The sequence below is a fragment of the Verrucomicrobiota bacterium JB022 genome, from assembly GCA_030673845.1.
GTDB lineage: Bacteria > Verrucomicrobiota > Verrucomicrobiia > Opitutales > Oceanipulchritudinaceae > WOUP01.
This window is the reverse complement of record JAUTCQ010000009.1, coordinates 121,009-135,317: the sequence shown is the minus strand read 5'-3', so window position 1 is coordinate 135,317 and position 14,309 is coordinate 121,009. Positions and strand designations below refer to the sequence as shown.

At 62.9% G+C, this 14,309-nt stretch carries 17 protein-coding genes; all 17 read left to right on the top strand.

The annotated features are described in order from the left end of the window. Positions 1-23: 23 nt before the first annotated feature. The 17 genes from fliF (at position 24) to Q7P63_05910 (ending at position 14,306) form a co-directional block, all read left to right on the top strand. The gene (fliF, locus tag Q7P63_05990; GenBank protein MDP0499634.1) at positions 24-1,580 is read left to right on the top strand and encodes a flagellar basal-body MS-ring/collar protein FliF; all 1,557 of its coding nucleotides are present in this window, start codon (positions 24-26) and stop codon (positions 1,578-1,580) included. A 27-nt stretch (positions 1,581-1,607) separates the two neighbouring features. Beyond that, the gene (fliG, locus tag Q7P63_05985) at positions 1,608-2,639 is read left to right on the top strand and encodes a flagellar motor switch protein FliG (GenBank protein MDP0499633.1); all 1,032 of its coding nucleotides are present in this window, start codon (positions 1,608-1,610) and stop codon (positions 2,637-2,639) included. Further along, on the top strand, positions 2,626-3,225 hold the full coding sequence (locus Q7P63_05980; GenBank protein MDP0499632.1) for a FliH/SctL family protein: 600 nt from the start codon (positions 2,626-2,628) through the stop codon (positions 3,223-3,225). Before fliG ends, Q7P63_05980 begins: the two co-directional genes overlap by 14 nt. After that, positions 3,222-4,541 carry a FliI/YscN family ATPase gene (locus Q7P63_05975; protein MDP0499631.1) on the top strand — a complete coding sequence of 440 codons (1,320 nt, stop codon included), beginning with the start codon at positions 3,222-3,224 and terminating at the stop codon, positions 4,539-4,541. Before Q7P63_05980 ends, Q7P63_05975 begins: the two co-directional genes overlap by 4 nt. Then, positions 4,538-5,008, top strand: a complete 471-nt coding sequence (locus Q7P63_05970; GenBank protein ID MDP0499630.1) for a hypothetical protein — start codon at positions 4,538-4,540, stop codon at positions 5,006-5,008. Before Q7P63_05975 ends, Q7P63_05970 begins: the two co-directional genes overlap by 4 nt. Then, positions 5,005-5,613, top strand: coding sequence for a hypothetical protein (locus tag Q7P63_05965; protein ID MDP0499629.1), 609 nt, complete (start codon positions 5,005-5,007; stop codon positions 5,611-5,613). Before Q7P63_05970 ends, Q7P63_05965 begins: the two co-directional genes overlap by 4 nt. 101 nt (positions 5,614-5,714) lie before the next feature. Next, a complete protein-coding gene (locus tag Q7P63_05960; protein MDP0499628.1) occupies positions 5,715-6,758 on the top strand; it encodes a hypothetical protein in 1,044 nt (347 codons plus the stop codon). Between the two features lie 4 nt (positions 6,759-6,762). Then, positions 6,763-7,209: a flagellar hook capping FlgD N-terminal domain-containing protein gene (locus Q7P63_05955; protein MDP0499627.1), complete on the top strand. Its 447-nt coding sequence runs from the start codon at positions 6,763-6,765 to the stop codon at positions 7,207-7,209. A 2-nt stretch (positions 7,210-7,211) separates the two neighbouring features. Continuing rightward, positions 7,212-8,720, top strand: coding sequence for a flagellar hook-basal body complex protein (locus Q7P63_05950; GenBank protein MDP0499626.1), 1,509 nt, complete (start codon positions 7,212-7,214; stop codon positions 8,718-8,720). Positions 8,721-8,754: 34 nt separating this feature from the next. Continuing rightward, positions 8,755-9,345: a flagellar basal body-associated FliL family protein gene (locus tag Q7P63_05945; protein ID MDP0499625.1), complete on the top strand. Its 591-nt coding sequence runs from the start codon at positions 8,755-8,757 to the stop codon at positions 9,343-9,345. 30 nt (positions 9,346-9,375) lie between these two features. Beyond that, positions 9,376-10,650: a FliM/FliN family flagellar motor switch protein gene (locus tag Q7P63_05940; GenBank protein MDP0499624.1), complete on the top strand. Its 1,275-nt coding sequence runs from the start codon at positions 9,376-9,378 to the stop codon at positions 10,648-10,650. A gap of 19 nt (positions 10,651-10,669) precedes the next feature. Beyond that, positions 10,670-10,930, top strand: coding sequence for a flagellar motor switch protein FliN (gene fliN, locus Q7P63_05935; GenBank protein MDP0499623.1), 261 nt, complete (start codon positions 10,670-10,672; stop codon positions 10,928-10,930). Continuing rightward, positions 10,923-11,393 (top strand): flagellar biosynthetic protein FliO, encoded by a 471-nt coding sequence (locus Q7P63_05930; protein MDP0499622.1) that lies wholly within the window; start codon positions 10,923-10,925, stop codon positions 11,391-11,393. The genes fliN and Q7P63_05930 overlap by 8 nt, the downstream gene beginning before the upstream one ends. Beyond that, positions 11,390-12,148 (top strand): flagellar type III secretion system pore protein FliP, encoded by a 759-nt coding sequence (gene fliP / locus Q7P63_05925; protein MDP0499621.1) that lies wholly within the window; start codon positions 11,390-11,392, stop codon positions 12,146-12,148. The genes Q7P63_05930 and fliP overlap by 4 nt, the downstream gene beginning before the upstream one ends. A 5-nt stretch (positions 12,149-12,153) precedes the next feature. Then, positions 12,154-12,423, top strand: coding sequence for a flagellar biosynthetic protein FliQ (locus tag Q7P63_05920; GenBank protein MDP0499620.1), 270 nt, complete (start codon positions 12,154-12,156; stop codon positions 12,421-12,423). A 5-nt stretch (positions 12,424-12,428) separates the two neighbouring features. Beyond that, positions 12,429-13,190 (top strand): flagellar biosynthetic protein FliR, encoded by a 762-nt coding sequence (locus Q7P63_05915; protein MDP0499619.1) that lies wholly within the window; start codon positions 12,429-12,431, stop codon positions 13,188-13,190. A 6-nt stretch (positions 13,191-13,196) separates the two neighbouring features. Next, positions 13,197-14,306, top strand: a complete 1,110-nt coding sequence (locus Q7P63_05910) for an EscU/YscU/HrcU family type III secretion system export apparatus switch protein (protein ID MDP0499618.1) — start codon at positions 13,197-13,199, stop codon at positions 14,304-14,306. Positions 14,307-14,309: the final 3 nt, after the last annotated feature.

The window sequence follows — 14,309 nt, the reverse complement described above, 5'->3', positions numbered from 1 at the left end:
ACCCCTAGCGGCGAAGTATACCCATGAACAACATACTCCAGCAGTTTACACAGTTTTGGAAGGAGCTCGGGACCAACCAGAAGGTATCGGTCATCCTCTCCGCCTTGTTCATCGTCGGCGTGATGGGCGCGCTGCTCTGGTGGTCGGGCCGACCCCAGATGAGCCTGCTCTACGGCGAGCTCGACAACGAAGACCTCTCCGCCATCGCCAAGGTCGTGCAAGACAATGGCGTGAAGTACGAGCTGCGCGGCAACTCCGTCTACGTGCCCCGCGAAGCCCTTTCCCAGCTGCGGATGGACTTGGCCTCGCAAGGCCTCCCCCAGGGCGGCGGCGTGGGCTTCGAGATCTTCGACCGCGGCAACTTTGGCATCAGCGACTTTGTGCAGCGCACCAACTACATGCGCGCCATCCAGGGCGAGCTCGGCCGCACGATCACGCAGATCAACGGCATCCGCTCCGCCCGCGTGATGATCGTGCAGCCCGAAAGCCGCCTCGTCGTGACGCCCACCGGCTCCAAGCCCACTGCATCCGTCTTTGTCGAAACCGGCGGCAAGCCGCTGCCGCTCGACGCCGTCAACTCCATCCGCTTCCTCGTCGCCAACGCCGTCGAAGGCCTCAACGTCGACGACGTCGCAGTGGTCGACAACCGGGGCAACGTGCTGAGCGAATCCCTCCGCACCGACGAAGGCCTGGCCGAAGTCAGCGGGCAGCTCAAGTTCCGCCGCGAGATCGAGCGCTACTACGGCCAGAAGGTCGAGACCATGCTCAGCCCGGTGGTCGGGGTAGGGGGCGTCGTCGCCCGCGTATCCGTCGAAGTCAATACCGACTCGGCCACCCGCACCGAAGTGATTTACGACCCCGAAAGCGCCGTCGTCCGCCAGGAGACCGCGAGCGAAAACACCAACCAGAGCAGCGAATCGCGCCCCACTCAAGGGGCCGGTGTGGCCGCCAACCTGCCGGAAAATGCCGGTGGCGCCCCTGCCGGCGGCAACGAAGCCGTCAGCAGCAACAACGAAAGCCGCAAGGAACGCTCCGCCTCTTACGAGATCAATTCGACCCGCGTCGAAGTGATCCAGGCCCCTGGCACGATTCAGCGCCTCACTGCGGCGGTGGTCGTGGCCCAGCGCCTTGGCGAAGACGGAGCCCCTGTGGTGCGCACGCCGGAAGAAATTTCCCGTCTGCAGCGCATGGTCGGCAACGCCCTCGGCATCGCGCCCGATCAACGCATCGAAGACCTCGTGACGGTGCAGGAAATGCCCTTTATGGTCGTCGACACCGGCGAGGAGCAATCGCCCGGGCTGATCGAAATGGCCTTCCAATACCAGGAATTTATCCGCAACTTCCTTGCGTTGGGCGTCGCAATCGTAATGTTTGGTATCTTCCTCCGTTTACTTCAGCGCCAGAAGACCGATTTCGAAGTCATGACGCCCGTGCCCACCCAGGCCGCCTCCTCTTCGGAGCCGCGCGACGTGACCCCGAAACTGACGCCGGAGCTGCTCAACGAGCTGATCCAGTCCAAACCGCAAAACGTCAGCCTCGCGCTCAAGAACTGGGTGAGCGAAGGGCAGAACAAGGCCTAGGTGCCCGCCAACCGGAGCGCATAGAACATGAGCGACGCCATCCAGGATATTAAATACGAAGGCCTGAACCGCTTCCAGAAGCTGGCTCTGTTCCTCATCGTGATCGGGCCCGAGCAGGCCGCGCAGATCCTCCAGCAGTTCGACGAGTTCGAAATCGAGATGATCGTGCGCGAGATCGCGAACTTCCGCATCATCGGCGAGGACGTGCAACGCATGGCCATCGACGAGTTTTCGGAGATCATCGGCACCAGCTTCGGCGCCATCCTCGGCGGCACGCCCTTTGCCCAGAAGGCCCTCGAAATGGCCAAGGGCGATTACAAGGCCTCGACGCTCATGGGCCGCATCGCCCCCCTCAGCACCTCCACCGAGGTGATGAGCGAGTTGAGCGAGATGGACACCCGGATGATCTACAACCTCATCCGCAACGAGCAGCCGCAGACGCTCGCCTTCGTCATGTCTTACCTCAGCTCCAAGAAAGCCTCCGAGGTGCTCATGATGGTGCCGCAGGAGACGCGCGAAGAAGTCATCGAGCGCATTGGGACGATGGACAAGACCACGCCCGACAACGTGCAGAAGGTGATCGAAAACATCCGCCGCCACGCCAGCCAGAAGGAGCCGACCAGCGGCATGAGCCAAAGCGGCGGCGTCCGCGCGGTGGCCGACCTGCTCAACCTGCTCGACAAGAACCTTTCCAAGACGCTGCTCACCAAGCTCTCCGAGCGCAACCCGAACCTCGGGCAGGCGATCCAGCGCAAGATGTTCTCCTTCGACAACCTCATCTCGCTCTCCCAGCGCGACCTCCAGCGCGTCATGCGCGAGATCGAGAGCAACGACCTGGTGGTGGCGCTCAAGGCGGCCAACAAGCCGCTGCAGCAGGCCCTGCTCGGTGCGGTTTCCAAGCGCGCGGCCGAGACGCTGATGGAAGAAATGGACATGCTCGGGCCGGTGCGCCTGAAGGAAGTCGAAGCCGCGCAAGACCGCATCATCCAGACGGTGCGCCAGCTCGAAGAAGAAGGCGAAATCACGATCGACGGAGGAGGCGGCGATGTCCTCGTCTAGCGTGCACCATTTCGACCTCCGGCTGTCGCGCCCCGTGCGCGCGGTCCAGTTCGTTCGCTTCGGGCCGCCTCCCGTCGATGCCGACGTGCACGAGAAGGCCGTGGCGGAAGCTTACGAGCGCGGCAAACGCGCGGCGGAGCAGAATTTCCACGCCCAGATGAGCAGCCAGCGCGAAGACGTGCTCGACTTCCAGCGCAACGTGCTGGAACGCCTCGAGCGCGAAGTCGGCCAGTTGCTCGCCGGGACCGCCGACCGCTTGCCGTCGCTCGTCTTCTCCCTCGTCGAGAAAGTGCTCGAAGGAATGCAATTCGACGGCCCCATGCTGGAGAGCGCCATTGCCAACCTGCTGGCCGAGATGCAACCGGCGGAAGGCGAACGAGTCGAGGTGCGCCTCAACCCGCAGGACCTCGAGCGCCTGACCGAGCACCTCGAAAACGCCGGCACCCTCAATCTCAACTACCTCGACCTGCGCGACGACGACCGCTTGCGCCCCGGCGACATGACCGTACACAGCCGTTTCGGCCTCGTCGACGCCCGCCTCGATACCCGCCTCGCGCGCCTCTGGAAGGAGATCCACGCCGGATGAACCTGATGGACCGCATGGACTGGCTCGAAGGCCGCGTCCGCAAAGCCACCACGGTAGAGCGCTCCGGCCGGGTCGTCGAAGTGCGCGGCCTGATCATCGAGTCCGAAGGCCCCGAAGCCGGGGTCGGCGACATCATCGAGATCCAGTCCGACCAGCGCGACCACCGCATTGTGGCCGAAGTGGTCGGGTTTCGCGGCAATCGCCTCTTGTTGATGCCCTACTGGGCCACGCAGCACATCCACCCCGGTTGCCGCACCGTGGCGGCCGAGGGCCAATCGCATGTGCCCGTCGGCCCCGCACTCGTAGGCCGCGTGATCGACGGCCTGGGCCGCCCGATGGATGGCAAGGGCCCACTCGATGCTGCCGACCACGTGCCCCTGCATCGCGACCCCCCCAATGCGATGTTGCGCCAGCCCATCCGCGAATCCTTTACCACCGGCGTGCGTGCCATCGACCTGTTTACGCCCGTCGGGGTGGGGCAGCGTCTCGGCGTTTTTGCCGGCTCCGGCGTCGGTAAGTCCACCCTCATGGGCATGATCGCCCGCGGCGCGCAGGCCGATATCAACGTCGTCTGCCTCGTGGGTGAACGTGGCCGCGAATTGCGCGAATTTATCGAAAACGACCTCGGCGAAGAAGGCCTCGCCCGTAGCGTCGTCGTCGTTTCGACCTCCGACCAGGCTGCGCCTTTGCGCCTGCGGGCCGCATTCCTCGCCACGGCCATTGCCGAGTATTTCCGCGATCAAGGGGCCAGCGTCATGATGTTGATGGACTCGCTGACCCGCTTTGCCATGGCACAACGCGAGATCGGCCTGGCCGTCGGTGAACCGCCCGCCAGCCGCGGCTACACGCCCAGCGTTTTTGCCCAGCTTCCCCGCCTGCTCGAACGCACCGGCCAGGGTGAACACGGCTCCATTACTGCCCTTTACACCGTGCTCGTCGAAGGTGACGACATGAACGAGCCGGTGGCCGACACCGTGCGCGGTATCCTCGACGGTCACTTGCTGCTCAGCCGGGAGCTGGCCACGGCCAATCACTACCCGGCCATCGACGTGCTCGGCTCGGTCAGCCGCCTCATCCGCGCCGTCTGCAACCAGCAGCAGCAACAGGCGGTAGGCCGCGCGCGCGACCTGCTCTCGCTCTACAAGAAGAACGAAGACATGATCAACCTCGGGGCCTACACCCGGGGGACCAGCCCGCGCCTCGACGAAGCGATTGCCAAACGCGAAGGATTGTTGAAAATCCTCCGCCAGCAACAGCACGAGCACACCGGTCGCGACCAATCCTTTCAACTCCTCTCCGCCGTCCTCGGCGTATGAAGCGCTTCCATTTCAGTCTCCAGGCCCTCATCACCCTGCGCCAGCAAGCGCTGGATCAGGCCATGCAGGCGTTTGGGCAGGCCACGCAGCGCCACGAGGCTGCCTTCCGCGCGGTCGAGCAGGCCCGCCAGCAGCAGCAAGACGCCAGCCGCGCCCTGTTGGAGCTGCGCAACCACGGCGGAGTGCCCGTCGGCATGCACCGCCAAGGGCTTGCGGGCCTCCAGGCACGGCAGGAAACCCTCCGCCAGGCCGAGCGCGAACGCATGCAGCGCGCCCAGGAGCTGGAGAAAGCCCGCCAGGCCTATCTCGCCGCCAAGCGCGAGATGGAAGTGGTCGAAAAGCTGAAAGAGCGCCATTACGAACGCTTTTTGCAGGAGCAGGCGCACGCCGAAGAGGTCGAGCGCGAAGACATGGTGCAGATGCTCTATCTACGGCAACAGCAACTCGCCGGAGGTGACGCCCGATGAATTTCCTCAACAATACCTGGGTGCTCGCCATGGTGGGCCTCGTCATCAACCTCGGCGTCGTGATGGGCACGATCTATATGAAGCGCGAGGCCTACCTGCCACACCCCTCCGAAGGTGAAGAAGGCCACGTCGTGAAGCCCGAGAAGAATACTCCCGAGTATTGGACCTTCGAGTTTACCCAGTTCGACGAGATGCGGCGCGAGCTGGATGCCCGCGAAGTCGAAGTCGATAAGCGCGAGCGCGAGCTGGCAGAGCGCAAGGCTGCCATCGCAGCCGAGATGACCGAGCTTTCCGATTTTCGCGCCAGCCTTGCCAACGAGCGCAGCTCGTTGACCAAGATCCTCAAGGAAGTCAGCGCCGAGGAAGAGAAAAATCTCAAGTTTCTCGCCTCCACTTATTCGCAAATGCCACCAGAGCAAGTGGTTCCGATTTTGGCCGAAATGCCCGACGAACAAGTGGTAAAGCTCTTGCTCCAAATGAAGCCAGACACCATTGGGGCCATTTTTGCCGCTATGGTCAACACCGACAACGCTAGCGGTAAACAAGCCCAACGGGTCGCCTACTTCAGCCAGGAGCTGATGCGCTACCGTCGCGCGGGCCGCTAGCTCCCCACAGATCAGTCGCCGGAGCAGAAGCCCCGGCGCCGCACTCACAGCCAGGACCGACACGCCAGAAGGCAGGCGGGACGCCACACACCCCATATACCATGCAGGTATCCAGTATGGCCGGGGCGGGGGCCACTCCCGCAGTTTCCGGCACCCGTTCTTCTCCCAGTCGCAGTGAGTCCGAGGCGGAAGGTTTTGCCGCCTTGATGGCCTTTGGCTGGCTGGGTGAAAACCAGCCGCCTCCGCCACCCACGCCCCGCTTTTCCGGCGGTGACCAGTTGACCGCCTTCGATGGCGAGCGCGAGGTCGCCGAACAGGATGCTCGCCGCCAGCACCCCGGCCAGTCCCGCCAAGGCCTGAGCCAAGGCGAAATGGCGCGCACCCAGCGCGAAACGGCAGCCGGCGGCCAGGCACAACGAATTTCCGAAGCCAAATCCGAGCCTCCGGCTGCGCAAGTGAGTGATGCGCAGTCGGAGGCATTGGTGGCGGAAAAATCCCGGCTCGCGGCCGAAAAAGTCGCCAATCCAGCCACGACCGCCGCTCCCTTGCTGCCGCCCCCCAATATGCGGCAGATGCGCCTGCAAAGCCGCCAGCCCGACGAAGGCTCTGCGCGCAAGGAAGCCACACTTTCGGCCGCCCAGGCAGCGGAAAAGTTTTCCGCCGCCAAAGCCGTAACTCCGGTCGCTTCTGTTGATTCGCATACACAAGATGCAGATAAACAACAGGTAGTAGCTGTCGATGCGCGCGCTGGTATGTCGAGTGCTTCCAGTGAAGGAAGAATGCCTGTAGCCGCCCAGCCGACCCTCGCCTCCACCACTGCCCAAAGCGGCAGCGCTGTGGCCAGCGCGGAGTCGACCTTCACCAACTCCCTCGTCGAGCGCGTCAACCAGATCGTGACTGCGATGGCCCAGAGCCCGCAGCAGCAAGTGATGACACGCCTGAGCCTGGAGGGTGGGGAAGAGATGGGCGTCGTGCTCCGCCTGCGGGATTCCCAGCTCGAAGTCCGCTTCGTCACCCAAAACGCGGACCTCAAGAACACGCTCAACCGCGGCTGGGAACGCGTGCAGAGCAACGGCCAGCGCTACGGCCTCCGTATTTCCTCCCCCGTCTTCGTAGACCCTTCCACCACCGACCTCGCGTCCTGAAGCCATGGACATTTCCACCGCCCTAGCCACCAAAGACACTGCGGCCATCCGCGACGCCATCAACTCGCAGTTGAGCGCCAAGGAAGGCGACAGCATGGGCCAGGAGGACTTCTTTTCCCTCCTCCTCACGCAGCTGACCAACCAGAACCCGCTCGACCCGATGGACAATACCGAGTTCATCGCCCAAATGGCCCAGTTCAGCTCCCTCGAACAGATGGGCGACATGAACAGCCAGATGAGCTCGCTCTCGCAAAGCCAGAGCAGCCTCATCGCCCAGAGCTACATTGGCAAAGACGTGACGGTGCAGGTCGACTCCAGCACCACCCTGCAAGGCAAGATCGACTCCGTGAGCCTTAACAAGGGCGAAGTGAAGGTCCAGATCGAAGGCAAGAGCTACACCCTCGACCAGATCGTCCAGATCCATAACCCCGCCACCTCCACCGAAGCGTAACCATGGCCCTGCTCGCATCCCTCAACAGCGGCGTCTCAGCCCTCAACTCTTTCAGCCGGGGCCTCGAAGTCATCGGCGACAACATCGCCAACGTCAACACCGTCGGCTTCAAGGGCAGCCGGGCCGACTTTGCCGATACCTTCAGCCAATATATGAACCGCACCGCCCTTGCGGGCGGGCAGGTCCAGCCCGCCGCCTCTCAGATCGGCTTTGGCGTCGGGGTCTCGCAGGTCAGCCAGGATTTCGGCCAAGGCTATATCGACCAGACGGGCAAAAGCTCCGACGTGGCGATCGCCGGCAACGGCTTCTTCAAGGTCGTCGATCCCAACTCGGGCAAGGAATACGCCACGCGCCAAGGCGACTTTATCGTCAGCCCCAACGGCAACCTCACCACTTCCGACGGCTTCGAGCTGCAGGGGCTCAGCGGCGGCAGCATCAGCTACCAGGTCTATGCCGACAGCACGGGCCGCCTCGTCTACCGCCCTCTGGCCACCACGCAGCCTACCGCAGGCGTGCAGTCGACCCTCAACGTGAGCCCCGACGACCTTTCGCTGACCAACGGCAACCTCTTCCTCGGCAATACGCCCAGCAACGGCCTCAGCTCGATCCCGCTCTCCAGCACCGGCCAGCCCTTTTCGCTGACTCAAGGCGAGCAGGCCCTCGGTGGCGCGGCTGCGGGCAGCGGCCTGCCGGTCGGCAGCACCTACACGAGCTGGCAAGGTCTCGAAAACGCCATCCTCGGCCAGCGCGTGGGCGAATCCCAATTTGATGCCGCCCTGACGGCCCAGAACGCCGGCGCCGGACTCCAGGTCGGCGGCCAGTCCTACCAGTCGGTCGAAGAACTCCGCGCCGCCCTCAGTGCCGGCACGGTTACGACGACCGAGATCGACACCGCGCTGGCCGGGGCCGACACCACCGGCCTGCAGGCCCGCTACCGCGATGTAGCCCAGCTGCGCACCGCCGTGGAAGAAGGCGTCTTGAGCGCGGCCGACATCAATACCGCCCTCGCGGCCAACCCCGTGACGCTCGACGGCACCGTCTACAACGGCGCGGCCACGGCCGGCTACAGCCAGTTCGACGGGCTCTTCAAGATCAACCCCGACACCGCGACCACCTACACGCTGAGCGACATCAACAGCTTCGCCCCGCAAGTGGTGGACTACGAGATCGACGTCGACGGCAAGCTGGATCTGGTGATGAGCGACGGCCAGCGCTTCGAGCGCGGTGCCGTCCGCCTCCTGCGCTTTACCGACCCCCAGGCGCTCAACCAGCAAGGCAATGGCCTCTATTCCAATTTTGAAGGTGCCGGGCAGCAAGGCGCCTTCCTCGCCAACACGCCGTCACAAGGCAGCAACGGTCAATTGTTGCAAGGACACCTCGAAAGGTCCAATGTCGACCTCACCTCGGAGTTTGCGCGCATGATCACCATGCAACGCAGCTTCCAGGCTGGCTCGCGCATCATCACCGTTTCTGACGAAATCCTGAACGAAGCGGTTAATCTGAAGCGCTAACCGGCGTTACTAGAGCAGAAAGCACCCCAACGTCATGGCCAAGGAACCTAAAGACAAGGACTCGATCGAAGAATTGCCCACGCCGAAGAAAGCGGGCGGGGGTGGGGGCGGCAACCCGTTCATCCCCATCGTAGCGGTCGTCATTCTGCTGCCGCTGCTTTCTTTTGTGATGACGGAGTTCGTCCTGATCCCGCGCCTCAAGGCCGAGTTGGGCGGAGGCGGCGACGCGCATGGCGCGGAAGCCGCTCACGCCGCGCCGGCCAAAAGCAGTGGCGGCGGCCACGGAGGCGGTGGGGGTGGCCATGGCGGCTCTTCGTCCAGCGCCTCGGGCAACATGGTGAAGTTCGACTTGATGAAGACGAACCTCGCCCGCCCCTCGAGCACGCTGATTATCGTCCAGTTTGCCGTTGAGGGTAACGACCCCAGCTTTGCGGGCATGGTCGAGGCCAAGAAGCCCGCGCTGATCGACGCCACGCTCAAGATCCTGAGCCTGCTCACCCTCGTCGACACGCAGACCCCCGGCATCCAGAACATCGTCAAGACCGACCTGATCACCTCCTTCAACCAGATCCTGGGCGGGCCTTACGTGGAAAACCTTTACTTTACGGACTTCGTTACCCAGTAACGCGGCACTCGTTCACCCCGGACTCTCACCATGGCGGAAGAACCTAAAAACCCGAACGAAGAGGACCTGAACTTCGACGAAGAGATGATCAGCGAAGAGGGCGAAGCCGCGTCCATGGATGAAGAGCTGATCAGCGAAGACGAAATTTCCAAGATCCTCAACCAAGGCAGCAGCCGCGAGCCCGAGGCCTCCGAAGACGACGATATCCTCAGCGAGGAAGACCTTCAGGGCATTCTCAGCGGCAGCAGCCGCAGCAGTGGCGGTGGCGACGATGACGACGACCTGATCCACGAGGAGGCGTTTAGCCAGGCCGACGTCGACAGCATCCTCAACCAGACGGACATCGACGCGATCATGGCGGAGGCCGGGACCTCCCCCCAGACGCTGATCTTTCGCCACGACGGTCGCCGGGTGAACCGCGGCGAGAAGATCACGATCGAAGAGTTCGATTTTTCCAACCCGGTCTTCATGACCGAAGGCGAGATGCGCCAAGTGCGGATCCGCCACGAGCAGTTCGTCCACCACCTCTCGGCCCGCCTCTCGATGTTCCTGCGGATGGATGTGGGGCTCAAGATGGCCAAGCTGTTCACCACGCAGTATCAAAACCACACCAACTCCATTTCCAGCCCCACCCACATCTCGCTTTTCAAGCTCGAGCAGTTCAATGGGGTGGGGATCGTCGACATCAACCCGCGCCTCGCCATGACGATGGTCGACCGCCTGCTCGGCGGCCCCGGCCACTCCGTGCGCGGCGAGCGTTACCTGACCGACCTCGAAGTTGTGCTGATAGAAGACGTGGTCGAAGTAATCCTGAAGGAATGGTGCGCGCAGTGGGAAGACATTTACGAGCTCAACTCCAGCATCATCGGCAACGAAAACAACGGCCGCTTTTTGCAGACCTCCCCGCGCGATACGATCCTGCTCGTAGTCGTGATCGAAGCCGTAATGGGCGATTGCACCGAGACGCTGGAGATCGCGCTCCCGTATTACACCATGCAGCCCGTCCTCAAGAAACTGCAGGACGAGACGAAAAAGTTCAGCACGCTCAATACCACCGAGAAGACCCAGCACTGGTGGAAAACCTACGACCACATCAAGGTGCCGATCAGTGCCGAGTGGAGCGGTTTTGAGTGCTCCGTGCGCGATCTGCTCATGCTCCGGCCAGGCGATGTCGTCATGATGCCCGAAGGTATTCTCGACAAAACGCTGCTACGCATGAATAACACCGTGCCGTATCGTGGAAAAGTCGGCGTGCAGGACGGCCAGGTGGCCGTTCAAGTAACCGAGCAACTCCTCGACCTCTAACCACCAGCAAGACCCCGTGATGGATATACGCGACGCAAAGAATTTCAGCCGGGTGATGGACATCAAGGTGGAAGTCACCATCCAGCTTGGCTCCTGCGAACTCCCCATGCGCGAGATCGTGGAGCTGACCCCCGGCGCCGTCCTGCAGCTCAAGCAGAATGCCAAGGAACCCGTCTCCCTCCTCGTCAACGGCAAGCTGATTGCCTACGGCGAAGTGGTGGTGGTCGAAAACAATTTTGGCGTCAAGATCACCGAACTGGTGGGAGACATCCATGCCTAGGCTCTGGCAGTGCCTCTGCCTCGCTCTCGCCTTGCTGGTGCCCGGAACTTTTGCCCTCCAAGCCCAAACCACCGCCCCGAGCGAGCCGCCTCCCGCCGAGCAGGAGCTGTATTACCCATCGACGACCCGCTCCAGCCCACGGCAAAACGACGCGGTCGACCTGAGCCTCTGGGTGCAGGTGATCGCGATCCTCGTTTTGGCGGGCGCTGGCCTCTGGATCCTCGCGGCCAAAAAAGGCTTCACTGTCGGGGGGCGCACCTTCGGCCCCGGCGACACCGGCAACCTGCAGATCCTCGAAACCCGTGCGATCGGGCAGCGCCAATACCTCGTGATCGTCGCTGCCGAAGGCCAGCGGCTGCTATTGGCGACGGGCCCCCAGGGCACCACCTTTATCAAGCGCCTCGACGAGCCGGAATTCCCTGCCGTTTTTGAAGAGCCCGCCGCCGAGGAGGAGCCGTCATGAAGCTGCGCTGGCTATTGCTCCTGCTCTGGTGCTTCCTCCCGCTGCTCGGCTTTGCGCAAGACAACGCCATCGGCGGCGCCACTGGCGTCAACCTCGAGCTGAGCCTCAACGGGCAGGACGGCGTCAACGACGTCGGCGTCGGCATCCAGATCGTGGTGCTGATGACGCTGCTCACGCTGGCCCCAACCATCGTGCTGCTCATGACGAGCTTCGTGCGCCTGGTCATCGTGCTCGGCTTTGTGCGACAGGCGATCGGCACCCCCACCGCGCCGCCCAATCAGGTCATCATCGGCCTGGCGCTCGTCCTCACGTTTTTTATCATGAGCCCCGTCTGGCAGCGCATCAACGTCGAGGCGGTGCAGCCCTATCAGGACCAGCTCATCACCTCCGGCGAAGCCCTCGACATCGCGACCGACGAGATGAAGGGCTTCATGCTCAACCAGACCCGCCGCGAAGACATCGAGTTCTTCCTCGGCGTCTCGCAGCAAGGGCCCACCAGTGTGGACGACCTGCCGTTGACCGTCGTCGCGCCCGCCTTCCTGCTCAGTGAGCTGCGGACCGCTTTCCAGATGGGCGTGATCATCTTCATCCCCTTCCTTGTGATCGACTTTGTCGTCTCGAGCGCCCTGATGGCCCTCGGCATGATGATGATGCCCCCGGTCATGATCTCACTCCCATTCAAAATCCTGCTCTTCGTCCTCGTCGACGGCTGGACCTTGATCCTTCAGGGCCTCGTGCAGAGCTACAACTTTTAGCGGACATGACGATAGAATACACCGTAGACATTCTCCAGCAGATGATCCTCCAGTGTCTGGCGCTGGTTTCGCCCCTGCTCATGGCGGCGGTCAGCATCGGCGTGGCGATCAGTCTCTTCCAGACCGTGACGAGTATTCAGGAGCAAACCCTTACCTTCGCGCCGAAGATCATCGGCGTCGGTCTGGTCGGCATGGCCCTGCTGCCCTGGATGCTCCGCACCTCCGTTGACTTTACGACCGACATGCTCTCCCGGATTGCCGAGATGGCACCCTGACGCCCGTGTTGCCCTTCGACCCCAATTTCGTCTACCTCGCGCTGCTGATCTTCCTCCGGGTCAGCATGGTGCTGGTGCTATGCCCGCCCTTGGGCGGGGCGATGATCCCAGTGCGGGTGCGGGTGGTGTTGGCGTTTTTGATTACGCATCTGGTGGTGGGCACGTCCCCGGCCGCCGTGTTGCCGGTGTCTTACCTCGGCGTGATCGTCGCGGCTCTGCAAGAGCTGATCGTGGGCCTGCTGATGGGCATGGCGGTGCGGCTCTTCTTCGGCATTGCGGAGGTCGCCGGTCAGTTCATCTCGCGGGAAATCGGCCTGAGTATGAGTCTGACAATTAATCCTGTCGAAGGCACGCAAGACAGCTCGATGAGCCTCTTGTTGTATTACCTCGCGGGCCTGATCTTTTTTGTCGGCGGTTTCCACCACGACGTGCTGGAGTCGTTTGTGGCCAGCCTCCACTTTGCCCGGCCCGGCAGCGCGCTGGCTCAGGGCTATGCCGTAAGCCCCCTGATCGACCTCAGCGCGCAGATCATTTACGTGGGCCTGCAGATGGCCGCTCCGTTCCTCGCGGTGATGTTCCTGGTCAACCTCGCTTTCGCCGTGCTCGGCAAGGTGGCGCCCAATGTGAACGTTTTTGTGGTCAGCTTTGCGGTCCGCACCGGTCTTGGGTTATGGTTGCTCATGGCCTCGGCTGGCCTGCTCGTTTCGCTGCTCTACCAACACGGCCAGATGGCGGGCGGCAACATGCTCGACTGGCTCGCCCCCTGATCCACCATGGCAGACGGCGACAAAACCGAAGATCCTACACCCAAGCGGCTGCGCGAAGCTTGGGAGCAGGGCAACTTTGCCAAGGCTCCCGAGATCGGCGCAGCCTTTGCCTTGGCGGTGGCGTTTGCGGTCTTTGCGTTTCAGGCTCCGGCCAAGGCCGAGCAGCTGCAGCTCTTTACGCGCACCCTCTTTTACCGCCTCAGCGAATTCGAGATCACGATCGAAGCGGCGGGCTACTGGGGGCAGCGCCTGATGCAGGAGGGGATCGGCTTCATCGCCCCGTTGCTCGGCGCGGCAGCCGGTGCCGCCGTCATCGCGGGTGGCCTGCAGACGGGCTTCCGCCTCAGCCCCAAGGCGCTGGAGATGAAGCTCGATAAGCTCAGCCCCGCCAAAGGCGCCAAAAACCTCTTTTCGCCCAAGAAGTTCGTGCAGCTGGGCGTCGACCTCGCCAAATTTGCCGTCATCGGCACCGTGATCTACGCCCTCGTGCGCCAGATCATGAAAGACCCCGTCTTTCATATGCCGGTGCCGATCACGCACCTCGCGCACTTCATGTACGAGACGATGCTGCAAATGCTCGTCTACCTCGTCATTGCCATGACGGCCATCGCCGCCGTCCACTTCCTCTACCAGAAGCAGAGCAAGTTCAACGAGCTGAAGATGACGCGCCAGGAGGTGATGGACGAGTTCAAGAACCAGGAGGGTAACCCCGAGGTGAAGCGGGCTCGCCGTCAGATGGCGCAGCGCCTCCTGCAAGGCAAGATGCTCGCCGCCGTGCCGCAGGCCGACGTCGTGGTGACCAACCCGACGCACTATGCCGTGGCCCTGCGTTACGAGCGCGGTAAGGACGCGGCACCCGTCGTGTTGGCCAAAGGCGAAAACCGCTTTGCGCAGCGCATCAAGAAGGCGGCGGCGGAGGCCGGGGTGCCGATGGTGGAAAACCGGCCCGTGGCCCGCACGCTCTACAAGCTGGGCAAAGTCGATTCGCCGATCCCGCGGGAGCTGTTCCAGGCCGTGGCGGAGATCCTCGGCTACGTCTACCGCACCCACCGCCAATACTTTTATCAGAAACGCCTGCGCCAACAACAGGCCGACCGGGAGGTGAACCGTGGCTGATGC